This is a genomic window from Pseudidiomarina indica (assembly GCF_900104245.1).
GTDB lineage: Bacteria > Pseudomonadota > Gammaproteobacteria > Enterobacterales > Alteromonadaceae > Pseudidiomarina > Pseudidiomarina indica.
Genome location: NZ_FMXN01000007.1, coordinates 108,555 through 133,927, shown reverse-complemented (window position 1 = coordinate 133,927; position 25,373 = coordinate 108,555). Strand labels below are relative to the sequence as shown.

Annotated in this window: 21 protein-coding genes, 1 tRNA gene, 1 rRNA gene and 1 pseudogene; 8 read left to right on the top strand and 16 right to left on the bottom strand. The window is 48.2% G+C overall.

Going from position 1 to position 25,373, the window contains the following annotated elements; all coding sequences use genetic code 11:
• From BLP64_RS07370 to rluD, 5 genes are all read right to left on the bottom strand, one after another.
• Positions 1-153 (bottom strand): 16S ribosomal RNA (locus BLP64_RS07370); the annotation flags it as partial.
• 356 nt (positions 154-509) lie between these two features.
• A complete protein-coding gene (gene pssA, locus BLP64_RS07365; protein WP_092593236.1) occupies positions 510-1,358 on the bottom strand; it encodes a CDP-diacylglycerol--serine O-phosphatidyltransferase in 849 nt (282 codons plus the stop codon).
• Positions 1,359-1,477: 119 nt separating this feature from the next.
• Positions 1,478-4,051: an ATP-dependent chaperone ClpB gene (gene clpB / locus BLP64_RS07360; protein ID WP_092593234.1), complete on the bottom strand. Its 2,574-nt coding sequence runs from the start codon at positions 4,049-4,051 to the stop codon at positions 1,478-1,480.
• A 73-nt stretch (positions 4,052-4,124) separates the two neighbouring features.
• On the bottom strand, positions 4,125-4,826 hold the full coding sequence (pgeF, locus tag BLP64_RS07355; RefSeq protein WP_092593232.1) for a peptidoglycan editing factor PgeF: 702 nt from the start codon (positions 4,824-4,826) through the stop codon (positions 4,125-4,127).
• 11 nt (positions 4,827-4,837) lie between these two features.
• Entirely contained in the window at positions 4,838-5,809 is a 972-nt protein-coding gene (gene rluD, locus BLP64_RS07350; protein ID WP_092593231.1) for a 23S rRNA pseudouridine(1911/1915/1917) synthase RluD, read from the bottom strand.
• Between the two features lie 127 nt (positions 5,810-5,936).
• Here rluD and BLP64_RS07345 point away from each other — a divergent pair, with 127 nt between their 5' ends.
• Entirely contained in the window at positions 5,937-6,692 is a 756-nt protein-coding gene (locus BLP64_RS07345; protein WP_092593229.1) for an outer membrane protein assembly factor BamD, read from the top strand.
• Positions 6,693-6,726: 34 nt separating this feature from the next.
• On the opposite strand, the gene glnB is transcribed toward BLP64_RS07345, so the two are convergent.
• The 4 genes from glnB to BLP64_RS07325 form a co-directional block, all read right to left on the bottom strand.
• Positions 6,727-7,065 (bottom strand): nitrogen regulatory protein P-II, encoded by a 339-nt coding sequence (gene glnB, locus BLP64_RS07340; RefSeq protein ID WP_092593227.1) that lies wholly within the window; start codon positions 7,063-7,065, stop codon positions 6,727-6,729.
• Complete coding sequence (locus tag BLP64_RS07335) at positions 7,052-8,710, bottom strand: NAD+ synthase (RefSeq protein ID WP_092593225.1); 1,659 nt, start codon at positions 8,708-8,710, stop codon at positions 7,052-7,054. Before BLP64_RS07335 ends, glnB begins: the two co-directional genes overlap by 14 nt.
• A gap of 91 nt (positions 8,711-8,801) precedes the next feature.
• The gene (locus BLP64_RS07330; protein WP_092593223.1) at positions 8,802-9,338 is read right to left on the bottom strand and encodes a DUF1285 domain-containing protein; all 537 of its coding nucleotides are present in this window, start codon (positions 9,336-9,338) and stop codon (positions 8,802-8,804) included.
• A complete protein-coding gene (locus BLP64_RS07325; protein ID WP_092593221.1) occupies positions 9,339-9,965 on the bottom strand; it encodes a LuxR C-terminal-related transcriptional regulator in 627 nt (208 codons plus the stop codon).
• Between the two features lie 161 nt (positions 9,966-10,126).
• On the opposite strand from BLP64_RS07325, the gene BLP64_RS07320 reads away from it, so the two are divergent.
• Together BLP64_RS07320 and pdxH are read left to right on the top strand one after the other, a co-directional pair.
• The gene (locus BLP64_RS07320; protein WP_092593219.1) at positions 10,127-11,806 is read left to right on the top strand and encodes an amidohydrolase; all 1,680 of its coding nucleotides are present in this window, start codon (positions 10,127-10,129) and stop codon (positions 11,804-11,806) included.
• A 9-nt stretch (positions 11,807-11,815) separates the two neighbouring features.
• Positions 11,816-12,454: a pyridoxamine 5'-phosphate oxidase gene (pdxH, locus tag BLP64_RS07315; protein ID WP_092593217.1), complete on the top strand. Its 639-nt coding sequence runs from the start codon at positions 11,816-11,818 to the stop codon at positions 12,452-12,454.
• Here pdxH and BLP64_RS07310 read toward each other — a convergent pair.
• Positions 12,435-13,523, bottom strand: a complete 1,089-nt coding sequence (locus BLP64_RS07310; RefSeq protein ID WP_092593215.1) for an Ldh family oxidoreductase — start codon at positions 13,521-13,523, stop codon at positions 12,435-12,437. The two genes, pdxH and BLP64_RS07310, sit on opposite strands and share 20 nt — an antisense overlap.
• A 69-nt stretch (positions 13,524-13,592) precedes the next feature.
• Here BLP64_RS07310 and BLP64_RS07305 point away from each other — a divergent pair, with 69 nt between their 5' ends.
• The 4 genes from BLP64_RS07305 (at position 13,593) to BLP64_RS07290 (ending at position 17,744) form a co-directional block, all read left to right on the top strand.
• On the top strand, positions 13,593-14,624 hold the full coding sequence (locus BLP64_RS07305) for a 6-phosphofructokinase (protein WP_233340125.1): 1,032 nt from the start codon (positions 13,593-13,595) through the stop codon (positions 14,622-14,624).
• Between the two features lie 89 nt (positions 14,625-14,713).
• The gene (gene speB / locus BLP64_RS07300; protein WP_233340124.1) at positions 14,714-15,664 is read left to right on the top strand and encodes an agmatinase; all 951 of its coding nucleotides are present in this window, start codon (positions 14,714-14,716) and stop codon (positions 15,662-15,664) included.
• A gap of 2 nt (positions 15,665-15,666) precedes the next feature.
• Entirely contained in the window at positions 15,667-17,574 is a 1,908-nt protein-coding gene (speA, locus tag BLP64_RS07295) for a biosynthetic arginine decarboxylase (protein ID WP_092593213.1), read from the top strand.
• A gap of 94 nt (positions 17,575-17,668) precedes the next feature.
• Positions 17,669-17,744: transfer RNA gene (locus BLP64_RS07290), tRNA-Phe, on the top strand.
• 121 nt (positions 17,745-17,865) lie between these two features.
• Here BLP64_RS07290 and BLP64_RS11005 read toward each other — a convergent pair.
• The 4 genes and pseudogenes from BLP64_RS11005 to BLP64_RS07270 all read right to left on the bottom strand — a co-directional run.
• Positions 17,866-18,402 (bottom strand): annotated as a pseudogene (locus BLP64_RS11005) (site-specific integrase); the annotation flags it as partial.
• 269 nt (positions 18,403-18,671) lie between these two features.
• Positions 18,672-19,004: a helix-turn-helix domain-containing protein gene (locus tag BLP64_RS10920; RefSeq protein ID WP_092593211.1), complete on the bottom strand. Its 333-nt coding sequence runs from the start codon at positions 19,002-19,004 to the stop codon at positions 18,672-18,674.
• Between the two features lie 3 nt (positions 19,005-19,007).
• Positions 19,008-20,267: a hypothetical protein gene (locus tag BLP64_RS07275; protein ID WP_092593209.1), complete on the bottom strand. Its 1,260-nt coding sequence runs from the start codon at positions 20,265-20,267 to the stop codon at positions 19,008-19,010.
• Between the two features lie 58 nt (positions 20,268-20,325).
• Complete coding sequence (locus BLP64_RS07270) at positions 20,326-21,129, bottom strand: hypothetical protein (protein ID WP_092593207.1); 804 nt, start codon at positions 21,127-21,129, stop codon at positions 20,326-20,328.
• A 105-nt stretch (positions 21,130-21,234) separates the two neighbouring features.
• On the opposite strand from BLP64_RS07270, the gene BLP64_RS07265 reads away from it, so the two are divergent.
• The gene (locus BLP64_RS07265; RefSeq protein ID WP_092593205.1) at positions 21,235-21,612 is read left to right on the top strand and encodes a hypothetical protein; all 378 of its coding nucleotides are present in this window, start codon (positions 21,235-21,237) and stop codon (positions 21,610-21,612) included.
• A 67-nt stretch (positions 21,613-21,679) separates the two neighbouring features.
• Here BLP64_RS07265 and BLP64_RS07260 read toward each other — a convergent pair whose 3' ends face one another.
• Both BLP64_RS07260 and BLP64_RS07255 read right to left on the bottom strand, forming a co-directional pair.
• Positions 21,680-21,955, bottom strand: a complete 276-nt coding sequence (locus BLP64_RS07260) for a hypothetical protein (protein ID WP_092593203.1) — start codon at positions 21,953-21,955, stop codon at positions 21,680-21,682.
• 697 nt (positions 21,956-22,652) lie between these two features.
• Positions 22,653-25,364, bottom strand: coding sequence for a TonB-dependent receptor domain-containing protein (locus BLP64_RS07255; protein ID WP_092593201.1), 2,712 nt, complete (start codon positions 25,362-25,364; stop codon positions 22,653-22,655).
• Positions 25,365-25,373: the final 9 nt, after the last annotated feature.

Genomic DNA, 25,373 nt, shown 5'->3' with positions numbered 1-25,373 from the left:
GTTATCCCCCTCCCAAAGGCAAGTTCCCAAGCATTACTCACCCGTCCGCCGCTCGTCAGCAAAGTAGCAAGCTACTCCCTGTTACCGCTCGACTTGCATGTGTTAGGCCTGCCGCCAGCGTTCAATCTGAGCCATGATCAAACTCTTCAATTTAAAGTGTTTAATCGACCCATTGAATCAATGACTTAATAAAGCTTTGTTTGTTAAGCACCTCTTCAATCAGTCAGGTGGTGTCTAAGACACCTATTTCTCTGCACTGAATTCTCGGAAGTGCCCACACAGTTTGCTTGGCTTGGTAAATTGTTAAAGAACGTTCGCTTCAGGTCTGGTGAAGCGGGATGCGTATTATACGCAACCGGTCGTTAAGGTCAAGATCCTTTTAGATCTTTTTTTGCAGTCCCGCTGCTCTTAACGGCTGTCACGACTCGGTGACAACGGCGGCGAATTATAAGGATCCCCGAACCTTCTGCAAGATCTTTTTTCACATTTGCGAATCGATCGCTGCATTTTTAATCATGTGTTGTTTTTTCATTCGTTTTTTGCTCGAATTTGGTGCTGGTTGATGCTTTTTCAGCCTCGCCATCACCCAACTCACATTCGGTATCGCCCACCACATGTTCCAGCTTAATATGTTTCACTGTACGGAACGTCGTAATAGGACCAGAAATCGCATACAACAAGAAAATCGAGAATAAAACAAGTGACGGCTCGGTAGCGACTACGACAAATGCCAAAACAACAAGCAGAATAGCAATGAAGGATACACGGTTCCGCCAATCCACATCCTTAAAAGAATGGTAACGGAAGTTACTGACCATTAATAATCCAACGGCAATCGTTAAAAACGCTGCGATGTAGGCAACATTTTCAGGATCAATATCATATTTACTGCCCACCCAAACAAATCCAGCAACAATTGCTGCAGCGCTCGGAATTGCAAGCCCTTGGAAATACCGTTTGTCGGCAACGGCTAAATTGGTATTAAAGCGGGCTAAACGTAATGCACCGCCGGCCACGAAGATAAATGCTGCGAGCCAACCTAATTTCCCTAAGTCGCCTAACGCCCAGCTATACATCACCAGAGCGGGCGCCATTCCAAATGATACGATATCCGCCATACTATCGTATTCAGCACCGAATGCACTTTCAGTATTTGTCATTCGAGCAACTCGCCCGTCCAGACCATCAAACACCATCGCGATAAAAATAGCGGTTGCGGCCGATTCAAATTGACCGTTCATGGCGGCAATAATCGCAAAGAATCCAGAAAATAGACCCGCAGTCGTTAATAAGTTCGGTAGCAAAAAAACTCCCTTATTCTTTGCTGACGCGGTTGGCTGCTCTTTATTACTTGGCATAATAGTTACTTTCCCCAAACATTGTGGCCGCAAAGCATACCATAGCTTCATCACAGCAATAAATAGGAAAAGCCGAGCAAGGTTGGCTGCTCGGCTTTTAGACAGGCTGATGACTCAGCCTACTGGGAGATGATTAAGCGTCCATCGTTACAATCAATTTGGATGGCTTGTTGTGGTAAAAGTTCACCTGCCAATATTTTTTGTGCCAATGGATTCTCTAACTCTTGTTGAATTGCTCGTTTCAATGGCCGCGCACCATAGACCGGGTCAAAGCCAACACTGGCCAAGTGGTCCAGAGCTGCGTCTGACATCTGCACCAAGTAATCACGCTCTGCCAACCGAGCGTATAAACGGGCCAACTGAATCTGTGCAATGTTCTTAATATGTTCTTTGCCTAACGGATGGAACACCACGGTTTCATCAATTCGGTTCAAGAACTCAGGACGAAAATATTGCGTCAGTATTTGAGTCACCTCGGCTTTCATCTCTTCATAAGTATGCTGGTGTGCGTTTTCTTGAATCACATCCGAGCCAATATTCGAAGTCATAATCACCACGGTGTTTCTAAAATCAACCGTACGCCCTTGACCATCCGTTAACCGACCATCATCAAGCACCTGAAGAAGAATGTTAAAGACATCGGGGTGCGCCTTTTCAACCTCATCCAACAAAATGACAGAATACGGACGACGTCGCACAGCTTCAGTCAAATAACCCCCTTCTTCATAGCCCACATATCCTGGCGGAGCTCCGATCAATCGAGCAATGGAGTGTTTCTCCATAAATTCCGACATATCAATGCGAACCATGGCTTCATCGGTGTCAAACAAGAAGTGCGCCAGCGCTTTGGACAATTCCGTTTTCCCCACGCCGGTCGGTCCCAAGAATAAAAAGGAACCAATAGGACGTTGCGGATCTGACAAACCAGCCCGAGAACGACGAATCGCATTGGCCACGGCACCGACCGCTTCGCTTTGACCGACCACGCGCTCATGAAGCAAGTTTTCCATTTGCAGTAATTTTTCCCGCTCGCCTTCAAGCATTTTACTCACCGGAATTCCGGTCCAGCGGGACAACACATCAGCGATCTGCTCTTCGGTGACTTTATTTTTTAATAACGTCATGCCACTGTCATCAATATCGACTGCAGCCTGCAATTGTCGTTCTAATTCGGGAATGCGCCCATATTGCAACTCCGACATCCGGTTCAAATCACCGGCTCGCCGCGCAATATCAAGTTCAATTTTCGCCTCTTCAAGCTTGGCTTTGATAGCTTGCTCCCCTTGGACCACCGCTTTTTCCGCCAACCAGACTTCTTCGAGCTCGGCATAACGACGTTGCTGTTCCTTCAACTCTTGCTCTAACAGTTCCAAGCGTTTCTTACTGGCGTCATCTTCTTCTTTTTGCAGCGCTTTTTGCTCCAACTGCAACTGAATAATACGACGGTCTAAGCGATCGAGATCTTCAGGCTTCGAGTCGATTTGCATCCGGATACTGGAGGCCGCTTCATCAATCAGATCAATTGCTTTATCGGGTAATTGGCGATCACTGATGTAACGATGCGACAATGTCGCTGCTGCTACAATCGCTGGGTCAGTAATTTGGACCGAGTGATGCACCTCATAACGTTCCTTCAACCCACGCAAAATAGCGATGGTATCTTCCACCGAAGGTTCTTCCACCAAGACCTTTTGGAAGCGTCGTTCCAATGCCGCATCTTTTTCAATGTATTGGCGATACTCATCCAAGGTAGTGGCACCCACACAGTGCAATTCTCCCCGCGCAAGCGCAGGCTTCAACATATTCCCTGCATCCATCGCACCTTCAGCTTTCCCTGCACCCACCATGGTATGCAATTCGTCGATGAATAGAATAATGCGGCCTTCTTCTTTGCTCAGTTCGTTCAACACGGCTTTTAAACGCTCTTCGAACTCACCTCGATATTTTGCGCCCGCCAACAGCGCACCTAAATCCAAGGATAAAACCCGCTTGTTCTTGAGCCCTTCTGGCACTTCGCCATTCACAATCCGTTGCGCCAGCCCTTCCACAATGGCGGTTTTTCCCACACCCGGCTCACCAATCAATACCGGATTGTTTTTGGTTCGGCGCTGCAATACTTGAATGGTCCGGCGAATTTCATCGTCGCGCCCAATCACCGGATCCAACTTTCCTTGTTCGGCGCGCTCGGTCAGGTCAATGGTGTATTTGGTTAATGCTTGACGTTGGTCTTCTGCACTTTGACTGTCCACGGTTTCCCCACCTCGCAACTGCTGAATACTTTGCTCGACCTTGGTTTGGCTGACGCCAAGGCGCTTCAATATTTCCCCTAATGCGCCTTTATCTTCGGTGGCAGCCAAGAGGAATAATTCCGATGAAATAAACTGGTCCGCACGTTTCTGGGCGTACTTATCACACAAGTTAAGCAATTTGGCGGTGGCCGATGAAATTTGAACATCTCCGCCCACTCCTTCAACTTGCGGTAATTTTTGAATCGCCGCATCCAGTAGTTGCGCAAACTCGTGCGTGTTGATTTGTAGATAAGCCAATAAGGCCGGCAGTGCTCCGTCGGCTTGATGCAGCAATGCATGCATCACATGCACCGGCTCAATGAACTGGTGGTCATGCCCCAGTGCGAGCGATTGTGCATCCGCTAACGCCAGTTGAAATTTGTGCGTAAATTTATCGATTCGCATGATTCACCCTCTAAGAATCTTATTAACCTGATTATTAATGTGGGTATTGGTGGGTGAATTTCAAGCGCTTGGGTTAATTATTTTTCCAAATTAAGGAAGCAAAGCGCCCACAGTGAGGATCACGACGATAAGAATCCCAACGCTGATCGTAGTAGGTGCATTGCTGACTGAAGGTCACCCGTTGGCAGCCTTCTTGCGCCAATAAGCGTGCGGCTATTTGGCTGAGGTCGGCATACCACTTACCAGGGATATGGGGGCGAAAAGTAGTCGAATCAACTGCATGCAGTGGTAAAAATGCAGCCCGAACATCCTCGCCGACTTCAAAGGCTCGCACGCTAATGGCGGGGCCTAAATAAGCTAGAATGGTTTCTCGTGGACCGTGAAACTGCTGCAGGGTTTGCTGAATGATCCCTTGGGCCAAGCCCCGCCACCCTGCGTGAATGGCCGCAATCTGAGAACCATCACCACTGCATAATAAAATCGGCAAACAATCGGCGGTTAAAACTGCACAGACCGCTGGGCCATGATCCGCATAAATCGCATCAGCAGCTACGGTTGGAGCGGCATCATTAAAATGAACGACCTGCGCACTATGAATTTGCCGCAGCCAACGCGGTGCCACCGGCAGTTCCAACTGTCGCATCAGCTGGCGACGGTGGCGAATCACGGCACTAGGGTCAGCATGAACATGACTGGCAAGATTGCCCGGGCAGACCCTATCAGTAATCGCTGCTTGAACGCCAGGGGGTAACGACCAAGACAACGGATACAGCATGGCCCGCCTCCTTAATCATCCATCCCATGCTGAGCCCGATCGCGGCGCAGCATTTGTAATAACTCCACCATATCAGGAGGGGTGGGCGCTTCCCACGTCATCCATTCTCCCGTGATCGGATGGTGCAACTCGAGGCGGATTGCATGCAAGGCTTGACGACGAAACTGTCTTAAACATAACAGGAAAGCTTCATCGGCCTGTTGGGGCGGACGCGGACGTCCCCCATAGGTTTGGTCGCCCACTAGCGGATGTCGCAAATGCGCCATATGGACTCGAATTTGGTGCGTCCGTCCCGTTTCTAAACGTAACCGCAGGTGCGTGTGCGCACGGAACCGTTCCGCCACACGGTAATGGGTGACCGCGGGTTTCCCCAGCGCCACCACCGCCATATGAGTGCGCTTGGTCGGATGTCGTGCAATCGGTTCATCGATCACCCCTCCAGCCGTTAATACCCCATTACAAATGGCTTCATATTCCCGCGTGATTTCGCGGTTTTGCAGCGCCGCCACCAAGTGAGTTTGGGCGGGGATAGTTTTTGCCACCACCATTAATCCAGTCGTGTCTTTGTCCAGACGATGAACAATTCCTGCGCGAGGCACTTGATCAATAGCCGGAAAATGATGCAGTAGCGCGTTTAACAAGGTGCCATCAGGGGTTCCCGCCCCTGGGTGCACCACCAAGCCGGCAGGTTTGTTAATCACCATAATATCGTCATCTTCATAAACGATATTTAACGCCATGGGTTGGGCAGCAAATCGTTGCTCTTGCTGCAGTTCAGCCGTCACTTCAATCGCCATCCCTTGCAACACTTTCTCGCGGGGGCGATCCACTACTGTCCCTTCAACTTGAACACAACCTTCGGTGATCCAACTTTTTAACCGTGACCGTGAGTAATCTGGGAACATCTCGGCGAGAGTTTGGTCCAAGCGCTTACCATTTGCGGAATCGGGGACATAACCTGTTAATGAAATTTGTTCGCTCATAAAATCGAAATAGGACCTGTGAAAGCAGCCCATGCTGCGCTAGAATGCGTAAAAGTCGTGCCGTATAGTGTACCTGTGTTTAGGACGCTGCACCAAAGTTAAATCAACAGAGATAAAAAATCATATTATGAAATTCCGTCTAATTGTAGCTTGTGTTGCCGGATTAATCTTAACAGCGTGCTCTAGTTCACCTGATGAATACTCCAATGAACGCATCACCGATGTCGAAGTTGGCTACGAGCGTGCGAAGCGCTCCATTTATGGTGGCAACTATGTTGGCGCGCGGCAAACCCTTGAAGAACTCAATACGCGGTTTCCATTTGGCGCGCTGACGCATCAAATTCAGCTGGATCTCATCTACGTCTACTACAAGACCGGTGATATCGACAAAGCCTTGGCGGCGATTGACCGTTTCACCCGCCTGAACCCGAATCACCCGGCGATTGATTACGTTCTATATATGCGCGGCCTGACCAATGAACGCGTTTCGGAAAATTTATTCCAAGATCTGCTTGGGGTGAATCGTGCTGACCGAGATCCTTCTAAAGCAAGAGAAGCATTTGACGATTACGCCGAGCTCGTGATGCGCTTCCCTGACAGTAAATATGCAGCGGATGCGCGCCAACGGATGATTGGTATTAAAAGCCGGTTAGCACGCCACGAACTGGCAGTTGCAGATTATTACATGAAACGGGAAGCTTATTTAGCCGCGGCAAATCGTGGGAAATACATTTTGGAAAACTTTGCTGATACACCCGAAGTGGAACATGCCTTGGCGGTGATGGCGCAAGCGTATGAAGTATTAGGGTTAACTGAGTTAAAAGACGATGCGTTGGCAACCCTAGCGCATAACTTCCCGCAAAGCAGGTATTTAGAGAAGTAACGCAAGCTCGCCAACTATTCCATGGACGCGGTGGTTACACCGCGTCTTCGTTTTCCTCTCCGGTACGAATCCGAATCACTCGCTCGACATTCGTCACAAAGATTTTCCCATCTCCGATTTTACCGGTTTGAGCCGTTTCAATAATGGTATCGATGCACTGTTCCACTTGATGGTCAGCCACCACAATTTCCAATTTCACTTTAGGTAAGAAATCGACCATATATTCGGCACCACGATACAACTCTGTGTGTCCTTTTTGGCGCCCGAATCCTTTCACTTCAGACACCGTCATACCAGCGATACCAATCTCAGAGAGCGCTTCCCGCACGTCATCTAACTTAAACGGTTTAATAATTGCTTCAATTTTTTTCATGTGAACTCCGCGAACGCACCTGCCGCTCTAATTCATAGCGATAATGGTTGGTGATTGGGTAGCGACGATCATGCCCAAAATTACGGGCGGTAATTTTGGGCCCCACAGCCCCTTGTCGCCGTTTATATTCATTAATATCAACCAAGCGTATCACACGCAAGACATCAGCTTCATTAAATCCAGCTTGAATCATGGCCGCTGCTGACCAGTCTTGCTCCACATATAAAGAGAGAATTTGGTCAAGAATTTCGTATTCTGGCAAGCTGTCTTGATCGACTTGTCCCGGCGCAAGCTCTGCCGATGGTGGACGAGTAATCACCCGCTCTGGGATCACCTCTGCCAGAGTATTGCGGTAGCGGGATAATTCAAACACGAGTGTTTTAGAAACGTCGCGCAACGGAGCAAACCCGCCATTCATATCCCCATATAAGGTGCAATAGCCTACCGCCAGCTCACTCTTATTGCCCGTTGTTAGGACAAGTGATTGGGTTTTGTTAGAAACCGCCATCAATAATATGCCACGAGCACGTGCTTGCAAATTCTCTTCGGTGGTATCCGCCGGCATACCAGCAAATAACGGCGCTAACTGCTGCATGAGCGCCTCATAGATAGGCTCAATCGGAACCACATCGTATCGAACACCCATTCGTTGCGCTTGTTCAGCAGCATCGTCTTGACTCATTTGGGAGGTATACCGAAACGGCATCATCACTGCATGAACTTTATCGGCTCCCAAGGCATCCACTGCAATGGCTAAGGTTAACGCGGAATCAATCCCTCCCGATAGCCCGATGGTCACCCCTTGGAACCCATTTTTACGCACATAATCGCGCACCGCCAACACCAACGCTTGATACACCTCAGCCAGCTTGTTTTGCGCTGGGCGTGGGGCATATTGGTGCTGTTCTAGCACCAACCCATCAGCTCCCCAAACCAACGAGGCACAAGCCGGTTCACAATGCGGCAATTCCGCCAGCAGTTGTCCCTGCTGGTCAAGCACCAATGAATGCCCATCAAACACTAAATCATCTTGCCCACCGCAGTGATTCACGTAAAAAATAGGAACGCTTCGCTCTTTATGACGTTGCTGCAGAACTTGCAAACGCTGTTGATGCTTATCCACCTCGTACGGCGATGCATTCACCACGATCAAGGCATCAAGCGACTCCTCAGCGTACTGCTGGAGGGGCTCTGGATGCCAAAGATCTTCGCAGATCAACAAGCCAAAGGTTTTCCCTTGCCACTGAAATCGAACCGGAGTCTGCCCTGCGGTAAAGTAACGTTGTTCGTCAAACACACCGGTTTGCGGTAATCGCCGTTTGTGATAACGCGCGAGGCACTGACCTTGGTGCAAAACGGACACCGAGTTATACACAGAACCGCCTTCCCGGTGCGGATGCCCCACAATCAACACCTGGTGTACTGCCGCTTGAGCAATGCGCGCAACTGCCTCATCCACTTGCTGTAGCAAATCATCACGCAGCAATAAGTCTTCTGGCGAGTAGCCCGTCATTGCTAATTCGGGGAAAATGATACAATCGCTTGTTTCATGCTGGTTGAGGGTCGCAAGGATCGTTTCGGTATTACGGGTGATCGCTCCCACCGTAAAATCCAGTTGGGCAAGCGTTATCCTGATCGGCGTCATGACTTATGTCTCAAGCTTGAATGGAAATGAAAGTGCGTATGATAAAGTAGCCTTGAGTGACAGGCAAACTTCATCGCTTGCGCTGCCTGCGCTAGCTGCTTTGTGAGGCACTGGTGAGATAAAACTTACTCCCTGCACTTTCAATAAAGTACCGTTCCCCATTCGCGGTGGTTTCCAGCTGTGCTAGATCACTCCATTGATACAACACGTTACGATGAACTTTCGCCCACAGTTCGCGCCCACAATCCACATAGGGAATATCGTCGCGAACAATTAAGGGATGCTCTTGCGACAAAGCAAACTGCTGACCAATATTGGTGGTCACTTGAATGACTGCCATATCTTGCTCACGAATGAGCTGCCAGGTGGTTACTATAAAGGGCACATCCGCTACGGTTATTTTTACTTTCTCGGCAGGGGTCACCAAAAAATACTCCCCTGCTTCGTGTACCAGCACACTGGCGAACAAATTAACCAAGGTTTGCCGCTTTATCAGCGAGTTTTGATAGTGCCAATACCCATGCTCATCAATATGAATGGGAATGGGACCACAATAAGGAGGGTTCCAACGTTCTGTCGGGGCGTGTTTGGTTTGCTGCAAACTTGCCAGCAACTGCGCCATATCCATTTAATTCACCAAGCGTTTTTGCCGTAATAAATACCATAAGGTTGCTTCCGTTCGATTCGACACTCTGATGGCTTTAAAAATTGCCGATAAGTGAACTCGAATTGTCCCTTCGGTAATACCTAAAATAGTGGCAATTTCTTTATTCGACAACCCTTGTGCCAACAGCTGCATAATTTCAAGTTGGCGCGGTGATAAAAAATGTTCCACTGGCCCTTGCCGAGTATTCGCGTCACTCAGGCGAGATTCTTCCGGTAAATAACGGTCGTTTTGCAACAAGAGACGCACCGCTTGCTTGGCTTCTTCAGCATTCGCATCTTTTGGCAAATAGCTTCGTACACCATTACTCAATGCTTGGCGAATTTCGGATAATGGCCGCGGCCAACTCAATAACACAATATGAGCTGACGGTGATAGTTTCTTCAGTGTCTGCAAGCATGGACGGATTTCTACATCCGGAATATCCATATCTAGAAAAATTAAGTTATAGTCACTTTGGTGATGCAAATACTCTTGGGCAATAGCAAAGGTTGGCGCTTCATAAATTGCCAATTCATCTGAGAAACCTGTCAGCACTTGAATAAGCCCAGCACGCACGAAAAATTGTGAGCCAATAATGAGTATTTTCATGAATTTCTTGCGCCTTAATGTTTATTAACATTTAGCGTATTGTACACCAATTGATGACGTTTTGAAGCCGTTCTGTTACCAAATTGTAAATTAACTGCTAACAGGCTAATGGCGTCACAGGCGGTACCAAATCTATTCACAAGTCAAATGAAGAGATCAATATGACTATTTTACGTTTGCTTGGTTTTGTAATTATTTTGTTATTTCCCATTTATGTGGGAGCGACCCATGTGTTTTATCACAACTTTACCGGTTATACGCTCACTGGGCATCCAGGCGAGACCGCACAGCTCAAGCAGTTTAATGCGCTTATTGTGCGTGATGGCCGCGTGGTTGCCGTTGGTCAGCAACAACAGTTGGAAGCGGCATTTCCCCATTGGACCAAGCGACGTAAAGATTTAGAAGGAAACTACCTGCTGCCCGGCTTAATTGACGCCCATGGACATGTGCTGGGATTAGGCCAAACCCTGCAGCAAGTGGACTTGCGTAACGCCACCTCTGAGCAGCACGCAGCTCAGTTGGTGGCTGACTATGCGAAGGCGCAGCCAGATTTCCCCTGGGTTGTTGGTCGCGGCTGGAACCAAGAGTTATGGGATTCGCGCCAGTTTCCAACAGCAGCGTCATTGCAAGAATTAGTTCAAGATCGCCCCATTTACCTCTCACGCGTTGATGGTCACGCCGCTTGGGTCAATCACAAGGCGTTGGAACTCGCCGGCATCACTGCTGCCACACTAGATCCTGAAGGGGGTGAAATTATTCGGGATGAACAAGGTGAGCCTACCGGGGTGCTGATCGATAACGCCATGCAGCTGGTTGCCCAACATATTCCGCCGCTCACTCAAGCACAACAGCAAGTGGCCCTACAACAAGCCATGATTCATCTGGTGCAACAAGGTATTACGGGCGTTCATGATGCGGGTATTGAGGCTACAACCTTGGCTGCTTATCAAGAACTTGCCGCTCGCGACCAGTTACCGCTGCGAATTTATGGCATGTTAGCTGCTACCGAGCCGCAGCTCCCTGAATTACTGGCTGCCGGCCCGTACCACACGGCTGACGACAAGCTCACCGTTCGGAGTGTCAAAATCTATGGCGACGGAGCGCTGGGCAGCCGAGGGGCTGCCTTGTTAGCACCTTACCATGACGCCCCACACCAACAGGGGCTGATGGTCACCTCTCCTGAGCGGATCCAACAGCTGCTGCAATTGATCATTGCCCATGGCTTTCAAGTAAATACCCATGCGATTGGTGATCGCGCTAATCGCGTCGTCTTAGATGCCTATGAGCAAACCTTTGCCCAGATGGGTGGCCGCCATCTCAGACACCGCATTGAACATGCACAAATTGTTCATCCTGATGATATTCCTCGCTTCAAGGCTCTGGATATTATTGCGTCCATGCAACCAACCCATGCTACCAGCGATATGAATATGGCCGAAGATCGCCTCGGCACTGCACGTATACAAGGGGCCTATGCATGGCAAACCTTTACTCAGCAAGGCACAATCGTTGCCGCCGGCTCGGACTTTCCTGTGGAGTATGCGAATCCATTTTTCGGCTTACACGCAGCCGTCACGCGCCAAGATCGCAATAATCAACCCGACGATGGCTGGTATGCTCATGAGTCATTGACCCTGCCACAGGCGCTGCGAGCATTTACGCTCGATGCGGCTTATGCGGCAGGTCAGGAACAGCAGCTGGGAAGTTTGGAGCCGGGAAAATGGGCTGATTTTATTGTGCTTGATCAGGATCCTTTTGCCCAAGCCAAGACTCAGTTGTGGCACAATAATGTATTGGCAACTGTGGTTGCTGGACACGTGGTTTACCAAGCTAATCAATAGGGAGTAGTCATGGATTTAAAAGATGTCCGTCGCGATTATACGCAAAGCCACCTGCGCCGCGATGCGTTAGCCGACAACCCCATCGAGCAATTTAAACACTGGTTTAATTTGGCTCAACAACACGCCTCTTTGAGCGATCCGACGGCGTTTAGCTTGGCAACCGTTGATGCAAATCAACGGCCCCATCAGCGCATCGTGTTACTTAAAGAAGTGCGCGCCGATGGGTTTGTTTTCTACACCTCTTATGACAGCTCCAAAGGCCGCGATATTGCAGCGAACCCTCAGGTAGGCATGCACTTCGCTTGGCTGGCCTTGGAGCAGCAAATTCGAATTGAGGGCACCGCCCAGCGGCTCACAGCCGAAGAAAATGCGGCTTACTTTTATAGCCGCCCACGTGCGAGTCAATTGGGAGCGCTCGCGTCACAACAAAGTGCCCCAATTCAAAATCGGAACGAGCTCGAAGCCCGTTATCATCAATTAACGGAGCAGTACCAAGACCAAACCGTGCCCATGCCCAGTCATTGGGGCGGCTTCCTCATACGGCCCGATTACTTTGAGTTCTGGCAAGGCGGCCGTTACCGGTTACATGATCGGTTTAGTTACCAAGCAACCGATAACGGCTGGCAAATCACTCGACTTCAGCCCTAAGGTTTTGTGACGTAGGAAGTGGCACTTGAATCTGCTGTGCCACTTTCATCAACTGGCGCCATAACGCAGGGCTGTATGCAATGCCTTGTTGCAATTGCTGCGCACGCGTCGCTAAAGCGCCTTCCCCAGGTACTCGCACCGGGTGTGCAGGCGTTATGGGCGTGGCGGCTTTCATGCCATCCACCAAGGCTTGGGTTTGCGCTTGAAACGCTTCCAGTGAACCAAAGGTACTGGGGTCAATCACTTGTAACCAAACCGTATTGGCCGCAATGTTGGGCTCTTCTTGATGTCGGCCAAATTGACTTAAGGCAAGGGTCCAAATTTCACTGAACAAGCACAAGCCCGACCCTTTATAGCCCAAATCTCTCCCCCCTAAAGGCGCTAACACACTGGCTGGTTCTGTCATAAAGGTCGCCGCATCGGTGGTGTAGTCCCCCGCTGCAGTGATCAAAGCGGGGTATGGCAGTGGTTGCCCTTCCGCGATGGCTTGACGAACTTTCCCTGCAGCCGTCATCGATAAGCTAATATCCAATAGAATGGGTTGGGATTGGGTTGGCACGCCAATAGCAAATGGATTCGGTGAAAACCACGCCGATTTTGCCCCATGCGGTGCGACCGCTTGCTGGCCTGGGGTCGCACACATCATTTGAATGAGCATGCCTGCCGCTATCGCTTGTTCCAAATAAACCGCGAGCGCCGCCACATGTTGGGCGCGCTTAATCACGACAGTGCCTGTGCCACATTGCTGCGCCATGCTGATAGCAGCATTCACCGCTTTGGGTACCACATAAAGACCTGATAGGTAATTCGCATCCCACAGCTGCAAGGCAGCTCGTTGGTGCTCCACCACATGTTCGCCGTTGCCACGGGTTTCACCCTGCTGCAAACAACGAATGTTATAACCCAGCCGCATCAACCCATGGGTCCGGAATCCCAGTAAATCGGCAGCGACTAAATGGTGAGCCATGGCCTCAGCAATGGCAGGGGCGGCACCGGCTTTTTGCAAGCATTGCGCAGCCCAGTTTGCCGCTTGCGCGGCGGCTAAATAAATATTTTTTTGCTCTGACATGTGCGCTTCAACGTAATTTGAGTTAACTTCTTATGAGCTTATCAGACAATAGGACAGAGGAGTATCGAAGTGTCTGAATCAACAACCCCACAACGGATTGGAATATTAACGAGCGGCGGTGATGCACCCGGCATGAATGCCGCTATTCGCGCCATTGTCCTTGCAGCGGATCATTATGATCTCGAAGTGATTGCATTTCGGCACGGTTTTGAAGGATTACTGGAACAAAACTATCTGCAACTAACCCCGAACCATGTGCAGCATATTCTGCAATATTCAGGCACCATCATCAAAAGTGCGCGCTGCCCGCGTTTTAAAGAGGTCGCTAGTGCTCAACAAGCGGCTCGTCATTTAGCAGAACTGAATATTGGTGCTTTAATTGTTATTGGAGGAGATGGTTCTTTTCGGGGTGCGCACCACTTGAGCCAACACTGGGATGGGCAAGTCATTGGGGTACCAGGCACCATCGATAATGACGTCTATGGCACAGACTCCACCGTGGGTTATTCGACTGCGGTCGCGATTGCCATGGATGCGCTGGATAAAATTCGTGACACCGCCGATGCGATGGATCGCGTGTTTATTGTTGAGGTCATGGGCCGCAATGCCGGTTTTATTGGCTTAAAAAGCGCCATGGCTGCGGGAGCGGAACGCATGATTTTGCCCGAACTCCAACGCGATAAACCCCTCACCATCGAAGCGATTGTGAAGCATATTAAACGGGTTGAGGCGGTGCGCGGCCAAGGCAGTTATGTCATGGTGTTAAGTGAGCATCAGTGGCCCGGTGGTGCGGTGGCGTTATCGGAGCAACTCGAAGCTGAACATGGCATGCCCTGCCGCCCTTGCTTGCTAGGACACATTCAACGAGGCGGTCCGCCGACGGCCACCGATCGCGTCCTGGCATCAGAACTGGGGGTTTATGCCGTTGAACTGATTCGGGAAGGGGCTCGTAACGTGATGACGGCCATGCGAGCTGGCGCATTAACGACTGTCACCATGGAAGAAACCTGGAGTAAGAAAAATCCGTTGCCTGAAAATTTACTACGGATTCAGCATGAAATATTTAACCCCGTAAAAAAGTCCCGACAACCACGCGGATAGAGTAGTAATTAGGGGCATAAAAGCAGATAATATGCCCCTTTTAAAATGTGCTGTCATCAACCCTGTTGAACCCATGGAGGTGTGTCACCTTGAGTCAACAAATTCCTCATCAAACTACTGACCAGAGCAAGCTCGCCGAGGTGAACAATACAGTTGCACCGGTACGCGAGTTTTTTGGTGCGACGACTGATCACGCAATTCATGCGAATCGAACTCACATAATTGGGTTCGGATTCGATGGCACAGCGTGTTTTCGTAAAGGGACGCGTAATGGGCCTGATGGCTTACGTGCTGTCTCTGAAGACATTGAAAGCTATTCGCCCTACCTGGATGCAGATCTTTTTGATTATCCGTTTTATGACTTAGGGAATTTATCACTCGGCGCGAGTGATGATGTTGAAGCACAGTGGCAACACGCCACCGACCAATTTGATGCCCTCTTTGGCACCATCGATTTACAGCAGCATCGTGTTCGCGTGCTAACCCTAGGCGGTGAGCACTCAATTTCGTATGCGCCGATTCGTAAATACCTGCAGCAATATCCCGATTTGGTGTTGTTGCATTTGGACGCACACGCTGATTTACGTGATGGTTTCTTAGGCTATCATTTTTCGCATGCTTCCATTATTCGTCGTTCGTTGGATCATTTTGGTCCTGGCCACCAGCTTATCCAGTACGGCATTCGATCAGGCACGCGAGAAGAATATCAGTTCATGAATGAACACGGGACTATCCGCAAATCACGGCAAGCGTTTTTAGACAGCGTGGCTGAATTGGCAGCCGATCGCCCTATTTACCTCACGCTAGACCTTGATTACTTTGACCCAGCCTTCTTGCCGGGTACCGGAACACCGGAACCGGGCGGTGAGGATTTCCATTCGTACGTGAGTTTAATGAAGTTATTACGGCAAAAAAATCTCGTCGGTGCGGATGTGGTTGAGCTCTCCCCTGAAATTGACCCTACGGGTAATTCCGATGTGTTTGCGGCCAAAATTGTCCGCGAGTTGCTCATTATTTTGAACGAAAAGGGGGCACTGTAATCATGTCTCAAGATTGGACCATTGATGATGCCGAAGAACTCTACGGCGTCAACCGTTGGGGTGCCGGCTATTTTTCAATCGGCGCAAACGGCAACATTCAAATTGCGCCCAACCACCGTTTACCTGATGTCACCATCGACATGCAAGAAGTGGTGGAAGAAATTCTAGCAGAAGGGATTCAATTACCAGCGGTTATTCGGTTTCACGATATTTTACGTTCACAAGTAGAAATTCTGAACGAGACGTTTGCCCAAACCATTGCGGAGGCTGAATACAAGGCACGTTATGTGGGCGTGTTCCCAATCAAAGTGAACCAAATGCGCGAAGTGGTTGAAGAAATCATCGACGCAGGTGAACCCTACGATTACGGCTTAGAAGCAGGATCTAAACCTGAGCTAATGGCGGTGCTCGCTTACAACGAAAACCCGAACGCCCTGACGGTATTAAATGGCTACAAAGATGAAGATTATCTCACTCTTGCCCTACTAGGCCGTCAGCTGCGCCGTAAAATCATTATCGTCATTGAGAAATTCAGTGAACTCGAAATGCTGATTCCGCTGTCGAAAAAGCTCGGCGTTGAACCGATCATCGGCCTACGTAGCAAAATGATGGTGCGGAGCACTGGTAAATGGGCCAGTTCCAGTGGCGATCGGGCCAAGTTTGGTCTGAGCATTACGGAAATCCTGAACGTCATCGATTTATTGAAAAAAGAAGACATGCTGCATTGCGCAAAGCTGCTGCATTTCCATATTGGTAGCCAAATGTCGGATATCCGTAAAGTCAAAGAAGCGGTTGCCGAAGGCGCCCGTTTGTATGCCAAACTCGTCCAGCTGGGCGTGCCACTCGAGTACCTCGATATTGGCGGCGGGTTAGGCATTGACTACGACGGCACCAGTTCCACCACCGACTCCTCACGCAACTACTCGACGGAAGAATACGTCGCGGACGTGGTTTATGGGGTGAAGCAGGTGTGCGACTTAGAGCAAGTTCCCCACCCGAACCTGGTGAGTGAAAGCGGCCGAGCAATTACCGCTCACCATAGCTGTGTGGTCACCAACATTGTCGGTGAAATCAAAAACACTGGTGCTAAATTTGATATTAGCCCAGCGGAAGGTGAACACATTCTCGTGAGCAACATGCGCGAGCTGGTGAACGGCCACGACATGCACCCGCAGGAACGCTACAACGATGCCGCATCGTTTAAACAGAGCGCATATGAAGCGTTTAAACTGGGGATTTTGTCATTAGAAGAGATGGCCAAGCTGGATACCATGTATTGGCAAATCTTATCGGACATTCATGACTCCCTTGATCGCGAGAACTTCGTGTTCCAGGAACTCGAAGAACTGGAAGACATGTTAGCCAGCCAATACCTCTGTAACTTCTCGATTTTCCAATCGGCAGCTGATACCTGGGCGATTGGTCAAGTGTTGCCTGTGGTGCCGATTAGCCGCCTTAATGAGAAGCCAGAAGTCCGTTGTTCGATTGTCGATATCACCTGTGACAGCGACGGCAAATTGGGTAAATACATTGAAGGAACTGAAATCAGCGATAACATTCCCATGCATAGCTTACGCAAAGGGGAGCAATATCACGTGGGGCTGTTCTTAACCGGCGCCTACCAAGACGTGATGGGCGATATGCACAACCTCTTTGGTCGTTTGACTGAAGTGCATATTTATTGCCATGACGACGAACCAGGTGATTTCTACATTGAAGAAATCGTGCACGGCACCACCGCTGAGAAAGTTCTTGAGACCATGCAGTACAATACGGACTTTATGGCGAAAACCGTGAAGAAGTTCATTGACCGCGAAGTACGTAAAGGCAACATTGCACCACGTGAAGGGGTACGTTGGACCGACTATTATGAGAAGTGTTTAGCGGATACAACTTACTTAAAGGTGTAAAAACGCCCGATTTGCGTATTTACTGAGCAAACGGTCTGAATAATCAAAAAATCGGTTGACTCAGGCCTCAAAAACTCGTTTAATACGCCCCGACGCCCAGATAGCTCAGTCGGTAGAGCAGGGGATTGAAAATCCCCGTGTCGGTGGTTCGATTCCGCCTCTGGGCACCATCATTGATAAGGCCTCGCTAGAAATAGCGGGGCTTTTCTTTTTGTGGCTTTGTACCAGATTTGTACCAGTTGTACCATCCACATTGCTTGCCACCCGTTTCAAATGATGACTCGCAAGGTGAGCATACCGAAGTACCATCTCATACGATGACCAACCGCCAAGCTCCTGCAATTCTTGTAAGCTTGTGCCGCGTTGAACATGCCAACTTGCCCATGTATGGCGTAAATCGTGCCAACGAAAATTTTCAATACCCGCTCGTTTTAGGGCTGCATGCCATGCTTTGGTAGATGTTCGCTCAACAGGTTTGCCCTGATACACAAAGCAATAGTGAGCATCGTCGCCCTGCACTTCATGCAACACCGATAAAGCATCGTTATTGAGTGGCACGTTTATCGCCTTTCCTGATTTTGATTGATCAGGATGAATCCACGCAAAACCACGTTCTAAGTCCACCTGATCCCACCGCAGATAACTCACATTCGACTGACGCAAACCTGTTGCCAGTGAAAATTGAGCCATGAGCCGCAGGTGTCGAGGTAACTCATTCAATAAACGCTGTGCTTCATCGGGCTTTAACCAACGGATACGCTTTCTCGGCTCTTTGTAGAGCTTCACCGCAGGAATATGACTCACCCACTCCCATTCGTCCCTAGCCATGCGCAAAACAGCTCTAATAAGCGCTAGATAACGATTTGTTGTTGTGGTTGAGCTTTCCCGCGCTTTTGCCGCCTTAATGCTATCAACGACCTCTCGGTTGATTTCATCGAGGTACAATTTGCCGAGATACTGATCAAGCCAACGAAACTTTGCCAAATCTTTCTTGGCATCGGCTTTGTGTGCTTTCTCATGTAACCAACGAACCACAGTTTCCTGCCATGTCCGTCTTGGTTTTTCTCCCAGTTTATATACCCGCCAAGCTTCACTCTTTAGGTTGTCTTCATACTCTTGTGCCTGCTTCTTGTCTTCGGTGCCAGTAGTTTGTTGTACTCTTTCACCACTTGGCGACGTGAAGCGAGTCCACCAGATGTTCCCACGTTTATACAATGCCATGATGATTCCTCCTCATCACAACCTTGTTGCGGCGTGTTCACACCAGAAGAGTATAAAGCATCCAGATATTCCACAAGGTCTTTTTCGAGGAACACCCAACGCTTGCCAGGCTTCGCTGCTTTGATTCGTTTGCAACGCGCTAATTCGCCCAAATGGGATGCCGACATACACAGGTATTTTGCCGCTTGGTGAAGATCGTAAGTTTTCATAACTCATTCCCCCGCCTCCAAGTCCTGATTTGGCATAACAAATTTGGTGAGCTTCTCCGCAAGCTTCTTACCGACGTACTGATCAAGTGTACCTGTGCGCTTTTCGTCACGTTCAAAATGTTGCTGTGCAGAGTGTTCAAAATGCTTTAGTGCTTCATCAAGCGAGCTAAATTCATTCTTTGCCATAAATGACGTAAGGTAGCCAAGTGCGCCAGTGAAAATGGCATAATCAGTCGGACACATATCAAACCGAGCGCGGTTGATGTCTTCAATACCGACAAGATTGAAACTAGCCTGCTTTAGTGTTTGCCAGTTTGAGTTGAGAGGCCAACGAGAACGGTTTTTGTCTTTTGATAATACATCACGCAGCGAAAGCCAATCTTCAGTTAAGTACCGCCAAACTGAATTCATCAACTCAACGAACATTTCTGGGATTACACAACCAATACTCTTGACCACTTGTTGACGAACTTGGAACTCTAATCGCCAAACAGACTGCTCACCATCCCATCCAAATTCACGCCAGACTTCCTTAAAGAAAGCTTTTTCACTTAGCTTAATTTCATGCGTTTTATCGTACAGGCGACCGACAATATCGCCACCTGCCCCGAATACATACCCTGTGAGAATATTCGACTCTCGATATTCGCTTCGCTTCTTCGAACGACAAACCCATGCCAACGGATCAACGGATAACCAATCCAATTCAGTGATAAAGTCACAGCACAGATCAAATCGACTAATCGAGCCGCCATCACACTCTTTGAAAAGCTGCTTTGCTAGTTTTCGTGCCATATCAAGACAGTTCTCATACCCGTACTTGGTCAATAGCTCACTGGATATTTCGATATAAGCAGGAGGTGCTTTGAAGCCAGAATTCCCCGCAATGCATACGCTAAAGTGTTTATTGGATATCACGAACGGATAAACATGACGACCTTTAGCATGGACTTTGAACGATACGCCCGCGAGCTGCAGCGTGGGCTGTCGCTCCTCCCCGCATCTCGCGCCTTTGGCAATCTCTTTGAGTTGGTCAAGTTTATGCAACAACGAAACACGCAATTCACCATGAAAGGACAGGTACAAACTATCAACACCTGCACGAAGAACTTCTGTTTCACTGTATTTTGAGGGTGCTGTGTTACAAGGTGGCGCACCCTGCACATCGGCTAGATTGGCATTGACCCCGAAATCCGTTCGCTTCTGCGAAGCAAACCGATTATCGGCGTCTGCGGTTTTTTGGACTGGCTCACTTATCGGCATTGCTGAAACCTCATAGTTGAATAGAGGTTTCCTACTTTATGCATCACCAGCAAAATGTTTAGGAGGTCGTTTTCGCTTTTGACTTCCTTGTATCTTTCTTGCGCGTCTGCAAGTGCTTCTGGATTGCTGCTCCGAGATCCTTGCCCTCGGCTATTAGGTTGAACAGCTGACTCATTTCATAGACTGTTTCCACATCAACTTTACCGTCCACTTCTTCGAGAATGGCTGTCATAATACGAAGGTCATCAAGACCAACCGTTCGCTTTCCTCGCGGATACTTACCAACGATAGCCTTGGACAGCTTGCCCAACATTTCTTCATTTCTTTCGAAACTCCAAACCGAAATAAACTCTGCTATCTCTGGATTACTGACAACCGATGCATCAATAGATACCGCCTCAAAAATGATCTCTTCATAGTCATCAACTCGATTACGAATCTGCTCAATCATTATGTTGATAGGGCGGTTACGATGAGCAAAGGCTTTCATATTGAACATTAACGCTATTAAATAGGTTGCAAGCTTCTTTTCAGCCTCTTGTTTGTCCATGTGTTGTTCTAAAATTTCTGTCGAAAACTCGAAATCTTTCATCCGCTCCAAGAACGCCATTTTTGCATCTAGTGGGTCAACATTCTCTGTCGATTGCTCGACCATCGGATAAAGCCCACCAACAACAACTAATCGTGCTAAAAATTCAATAAATGAAAGCGAGTAAAGCTCTGACCAACTACCCAAGTGACTTAGCAATTTATCAGTTGGTAGCTTCCTGTCTCGCAGCGCATCATATATTTCACGCTCACCCTCGAAAGTCAGCTCTCGCAATTTTTTGACTTGATGCAGTATCTCTTTTCTTTTATCCAAACGACGTCACCCCATAATTGAGTAGCGCAATGATTTAGAATCAAATACCCTAGAGGAATTCGATGCTACCGTTGACTTCATAAATTACTTCAAAGGTAAAAGTAAATGAAAATAGTATTAGCTGCACTCTTAACTTACTCCTTGCTAGTACCCTCAATTGCGTACGCTAAATATTGCGTCGCTGGTAAAATTGAAGCTGTCGAATGCAGCGGATTCATCATTGAGTCATGTAAATTCATTCGTGTTGATGCTGTATTAGATGACAATGGCAATTTATATAATGCTAAAGAATGCTACAGCCAGGTAAGCGATTATAAGCCAGAACTTAACCGCTGTTGGATTACCACGAAATCAAAAGGAGGCGGGCTTCTTTCTTGGTTTACAAATGTTGTTACTCAGCCCAAATTTGTGCATAAGAATATATCTGGCGAGTACGAAAATATCGATGCAAATTACATTACATTTCCATGCAGGGTTGAGTAAATCATAACAGACCATGTTAAGTTGACAGTACTAGAGCATCTTAAAACCCGTTAGTTATTAGCGTTTTTTATTTTTCTACGGGCTTCTTCATCGTTACGTATGCGGCTATATAAATTATCGCCATTGTCAAAAACATTGCTCTTACATATCCCGTTCCATCTGTTTGTATTCCTGCTTCTTCATTCCATGTAGCTAAAAAATAAACATGTAATATTGACATAGGAACAGCAAGACCTAGAGCGACGAGACCAGATAATAATTTGCCACTTTCTTTTATCATATAAATTTTGATAAGGGCGGCTATTCCCCAGCCCGATAACATTATTATGAGTGCTAAAACCATACTAAAGTCCCTTTCCCATTGGATGAATAAACATCAGTGAATTGTATTAGTAATCGTGCTTCTTACTGATTCGATTATAAATTTAAATCGACGAACTGAGGTAACTTGATCTTCATTTAGGTCAGTCACCCATACTTGTGTTTGGGTTTGCTCATCATAAACAGAGAAACTTAGCCGTGTCCCATAGTCAGAAATACGCACATTACACTCTTGTCCAGCAAATTCGCTTCTTAACATTTCGACTGCGTCTATCATCGATAGCTTCATATTGGTTATTTCTCGTTCTGTTATTGTCTTTTTCACATTTGAGTAAATAATAAAATTTAATCTACCAAATTAAAGTCTGCGCGCCAAGCAGAGCCGTACTTAACCTCCGTCGGACTAGACACATTGTAACTGTACCAATTTTGTACCAAAACACCCGTAATTGTACCAATTTGACCGTAAAAATGGATTTTGTGAATTACCGCAACTGGTTGTTATTTAATGAAATTTAATAACTAAATGTCATCTCATAACTAATTGAAAATCCCCGTGTCGGTGGTTCGATTCCGCCTCTGGGCACCATCATTCAGAAAGCCTCGCTAGCAATAGCGGGGCTTTTTTTTATGGCAAATTGCCTGAGACCAGCAAACGCGCAATAAAAAAGGCACCTCCATGTGCCTTTTTGTCATGCGTTCCAAGAGCTATTTACTGTTTAGAAATCGTAGCTATAGCTCAGACTTAGAATTTGACCGACTTCACGAGTCTGCACCGGAACACCGCTTTGCAGCACTTCTTGGTCCTCACCGAGCAAGTTTTGAATTTTGAAGGTGATTTTACTGTTGAAGTCCGGATAGTAGTTGTACACCAAATCCAGTGAGTGGAATGGCTGTTCGTACGCATCCCCTCGACCGCCTACCCCAGCAGCAAGAATCCGCTCACCAAACACGTTATAGACTAACGAGCTTGAGTGATTGCCATTCAAGGAGTCATACCCCAACTGGAAGTTAGCAACGTACTTAGAATGCCCTGTCATGCGTTTAGTTGGGTTGCTTAAGTTCCCTGCTAACGCTGGGTCAATGACGGCTTCTGAGTCACTTAAGGTCAAGTTACCCGCACTGAAGAGACCACTCTTCAGGTAACTTAAGTCATGCAGCCACTCAAATTCGACACCGTAGATTTCAGCCGAAACACCGTTCACATAAGTTAAGGTGTATTCTTCGTCACCAACGCTTAACACCGACTCAATAGGATTATCGATTTCTTTATAGAACGCCGAGATGGTGTAGTTATCCCCGTTATCGGCGAAGTACTCAAACCGAGCATCGATATTGGTCATCGGGCTACTTTGCAGACCTGCCCGACCAATGGTGCGAATATCCGTTAACGGGTCAAAATAAGCCACTGGAACCGTTTCACGAATATCGGGGCGTACCACCGTCTCAGAGAAACCAAAGCGGATCTGATAGTTATTGTCACTCATGTAGGTGACCGACAACGCTGGATAAAAGTCATCCTCAACCGTCGTACCATCAAGAATACGCTCCACCGAGTAGAACTTATCCAGGTCTTCAGGCGTGAAAATCAAGCTAGAGGTCGCTAACGACACCTGCTTAAACTCTTCCCAACGAACCCCACCCGCAAGTCGCCAATGGTCATTTAAATAGGCATCAAACGCACCATAAAATGCATCGGTTTTTTGCACCGCAAGGTAGTCATCAGCGCCAGGAGCAGTCGGTTCCCGATAGGATAATAGGAACTGGTTCTGCTCAATAAACTCGTCCGTCAAATAACCTGTTGCGCCTAACACAGACGATAACTGTTCGTTCACCGTTAAACGTAATCCAGAACCGTTATCCAAGGTGAAACGATCGGTGCTGTAGGTCCGAGCTTTATCGGTAAAGTCATACCCAGCGCGGAACTCAATTTCCATTCCGCCAATACGAATTGGCAAGCTGAAATTACCGCTGTACGACTTCACGTGATCTTCCATGTCCACGTACTGATACACCGCACGGTTTTCATCACCGGTCACCACAGTGCTGTGGTATTGGCCGTTCGTACCGTAGAGATCATCAAACCGATAAGAGATATCGGTGGGGATGTCGGTGGTCGCTTTCGATTCCGTGTACTGCCAATCAAAACCAATGCCCCAGTAATCGAGGAAGGTATGTTGGCCACGGAATTGGTCAATATCGAGCGTCCGCTCTTCATATCTAAACTGATGTTCGCGGTTCGCTAAGCCCGATCCAAAAATCGTTTTTAGGTTACTGCCGTTGGGGCTTTGCATGATACCGAATTCAGATTCATCTTCGGCATCTTCCAAATACAATTTGGTGTAACTGATGCGGTGAGTATCGAGCTCATAGCCCACACTAAACACCCCATTTAAGCGTTCAGTTTCTGTGGTTTGTGTCGTTTCCCGCAAGGTGTTGTAACACGATGCATTCACCTCTTCCACTGAGTTTAAGGTGGTGCTACAGCCTGCTTCGGCGTTGGGACTGATCACCGCATTACGACGCTCAGAGACATCCCATTTAGTATCATAGGAGCCAGCCAACAACACCCCGATGCTGCCGCCAAACCAATCTTCCTTGAACTGATTTCCAATGCTTCCCTTAATACTGTAATCAGGATCTAACGATGCTTCTTTTAACGCAATGTCGCGGGGGAGTGCTTGGGCTAGTTGAGCGTTAATGGCGCGCGCTTGTTCGCTTGCAGACCCCAAGTCATTGCTCATCAGACCATCGCGACGGATGATATTACGTAAGCTCAAATCACCACGATACCGCACCACTGCATCACTAATCGCTGGCGCCACGCCTGCTTCATTGCGGTGATAGGTAAAGCCATCGCGGGCATTCATGTTCTGCCCAATTCCCACTTCGATATTCGCTTGGAATTCAGTCGGGAGTGATTTGGTTCGAATGTCGATATTGCCCCCACCAAAGGCGGCTGGCATGGTCGGTGAAAATACCTTTTGCACGGCCATGCTTTCGATAATGCTCGAAGGGATAATGTCGAGTGGAATCACGTTGCGGGTTAAATCGGGACTAGGAATACTGGCGCCGTTCAGTCGAGCACTGGAGTAGCGCTCCCCTAACCCACGCACATACACATATTTCCCATCCACTAAGGTAAGCCCAGTGACTCGGCGCAACGCAGAAGCTGCATCACCATCACCGGTCCGTGATAATTGCTCCGTTCCGATAATATCGGCAACAAACGCTTGGTTTTTTCGCTCATCCACCACTGCTGCCGCACTGCCCTGCAAACGAGTTGCCGTCGTTACCACTTCTTCAATGGCTGAAGAAGTGGTCGACGGTTGTTCCTCGGCTGCCTGTTCCTGGGCCGAAACCACAGCAACAGGCATGAATGCAAAACTCAGTGCGAGCGCCAGCGGCGTGAGTTTAAAATGAGTAGTCATTAAATAACT

Excerpts from the sequence above, each read along its gene's own strand:
- pssA (WP_092593236.1), bottom strand. The coding sequence starts at position 1,358 with ATGCCAAGTAATAAAGAGCAGCCAACCGCGTCAGCAAAGAATAAGGGA.
- clpB (WP_092593234.1), bottom strand. The coding sequence starts at position 4,051 with ATGCGAATCGATAAATTTACGCACAAATTTCAACTGGCGTTAGCGGAT.
- pgeF (WP_092593232.1), bottom strand. The coding sequence starts at position 4,826 with ATGCTGTATCCGTTGTCTTGGTCGTTACCCCCTGGCGTTCAAGCAGCG.
- rluD (WP_092593231.1), bottom strand. The coding sequence starts at position 5,809 with ATGAGCGAACAAATTTCATTAACAGGTTATGTCCCCGATTCCGCAAAT.
- BLP64_RS07345 (WP_092593229.1), top strand. The coding sequence starts at position 5,937 with ATGAAATTCCGTCTAATTGTAGCTTGTGTTGCCGGATTAATCTTAACA.
- glnB (WP_092593227.1), bottom strand. The coding sequence starts at position 7,065 with ATGAAAAAAATTGAAGCAATTATTAAACCGTTTAAGTTAGATGACGTG.
- BLP64_RS07335 (WP_092593225.1), bottom strand. The coding sequence starts at position 8,710 with ATGACGCCGATCAGGATAACGCTTGCCCAACTGGATTTTACGGTGGGA.
- BLP64_RS07330 (WP_092593223.1), bottom strand. The coding sequence starts at position 9,338 with ATGGATATGGCGCAGTTGCTGGCAAGTTTGCAGCAAACCAAACACGCC.
- BLP64_RS07325 (WP_092593221.1), bottom strand. The coding sequence starts at position 9,965 with ATGAAAATACTCATTATTGGCTCACAATTTTTCGTGCGTGCTGGGCTT.
- BLP64_RS07320 (WP_092593219.1), top strand. The coding sequence starts at position 10,127 with ATGACTATTTTACGTTTGCTTGGTTTTGTAATTATTTTGTTATTTCCC.
- pdxH (WP_092593217.1), top strand. The coding sequence starts at position 11,816 with ATGGATTTAAAAGATGTCCGTCGCGATTATACGCAAAGCCACCTGCGC.
- BLP64_RS07310 (WP_092593215.1), bottom strand. The coding sequence starts at position 13,523 with ATGTCAGAGCAAAAAAATATTTATTTAGCCGCCGCGCAAGCGGCAAAC.
- speA (WP_092593213.1), top strand. The coding sequence starts at position 15,667 with ATGTCTCAAGATTGGACCATTGATGATGCCGAAGAACTCTACGGCGTC.
- BLP64_RS10920 (WP_092593211.1), bottom strand. The coding sequence starts at position 19,004 with ATGAAAACTTACGATCTTCACCAAGCGGCAAAATACCTGTGTATGTCG.
- BLP64_RS07275 (WP_092593209.1), bottom strand. The coding sequence starts at position 20,267 with ATGCCGATAAGTGAGCCAGTCCAAAAAACCGCAGACGCCGATAATCGG.
- BLP64_RS07265 (WP_092593205.1), top strand. The coding sequence starts at position 21,235 with ATGAAAATAGTATTAGCTGCACTCTTAACTTACTCCTTGCTAGTACCC.
- BLP64_RS07260 (WP_092593203.1), bottom strand. The coding sequence starts at position 21,955 with ATGGTTTTAGCACTCATAATAATGTTATCGGGCTGGGGAATAGCCGCC.
- BLP64_RS07255 (WP_092593201.1), bottom strand. The coding sequence starts at position 25,364 with ATGACTACTCATTTTAAACTCACGCCGCTGGCGCTCGCACTGAGTTTT.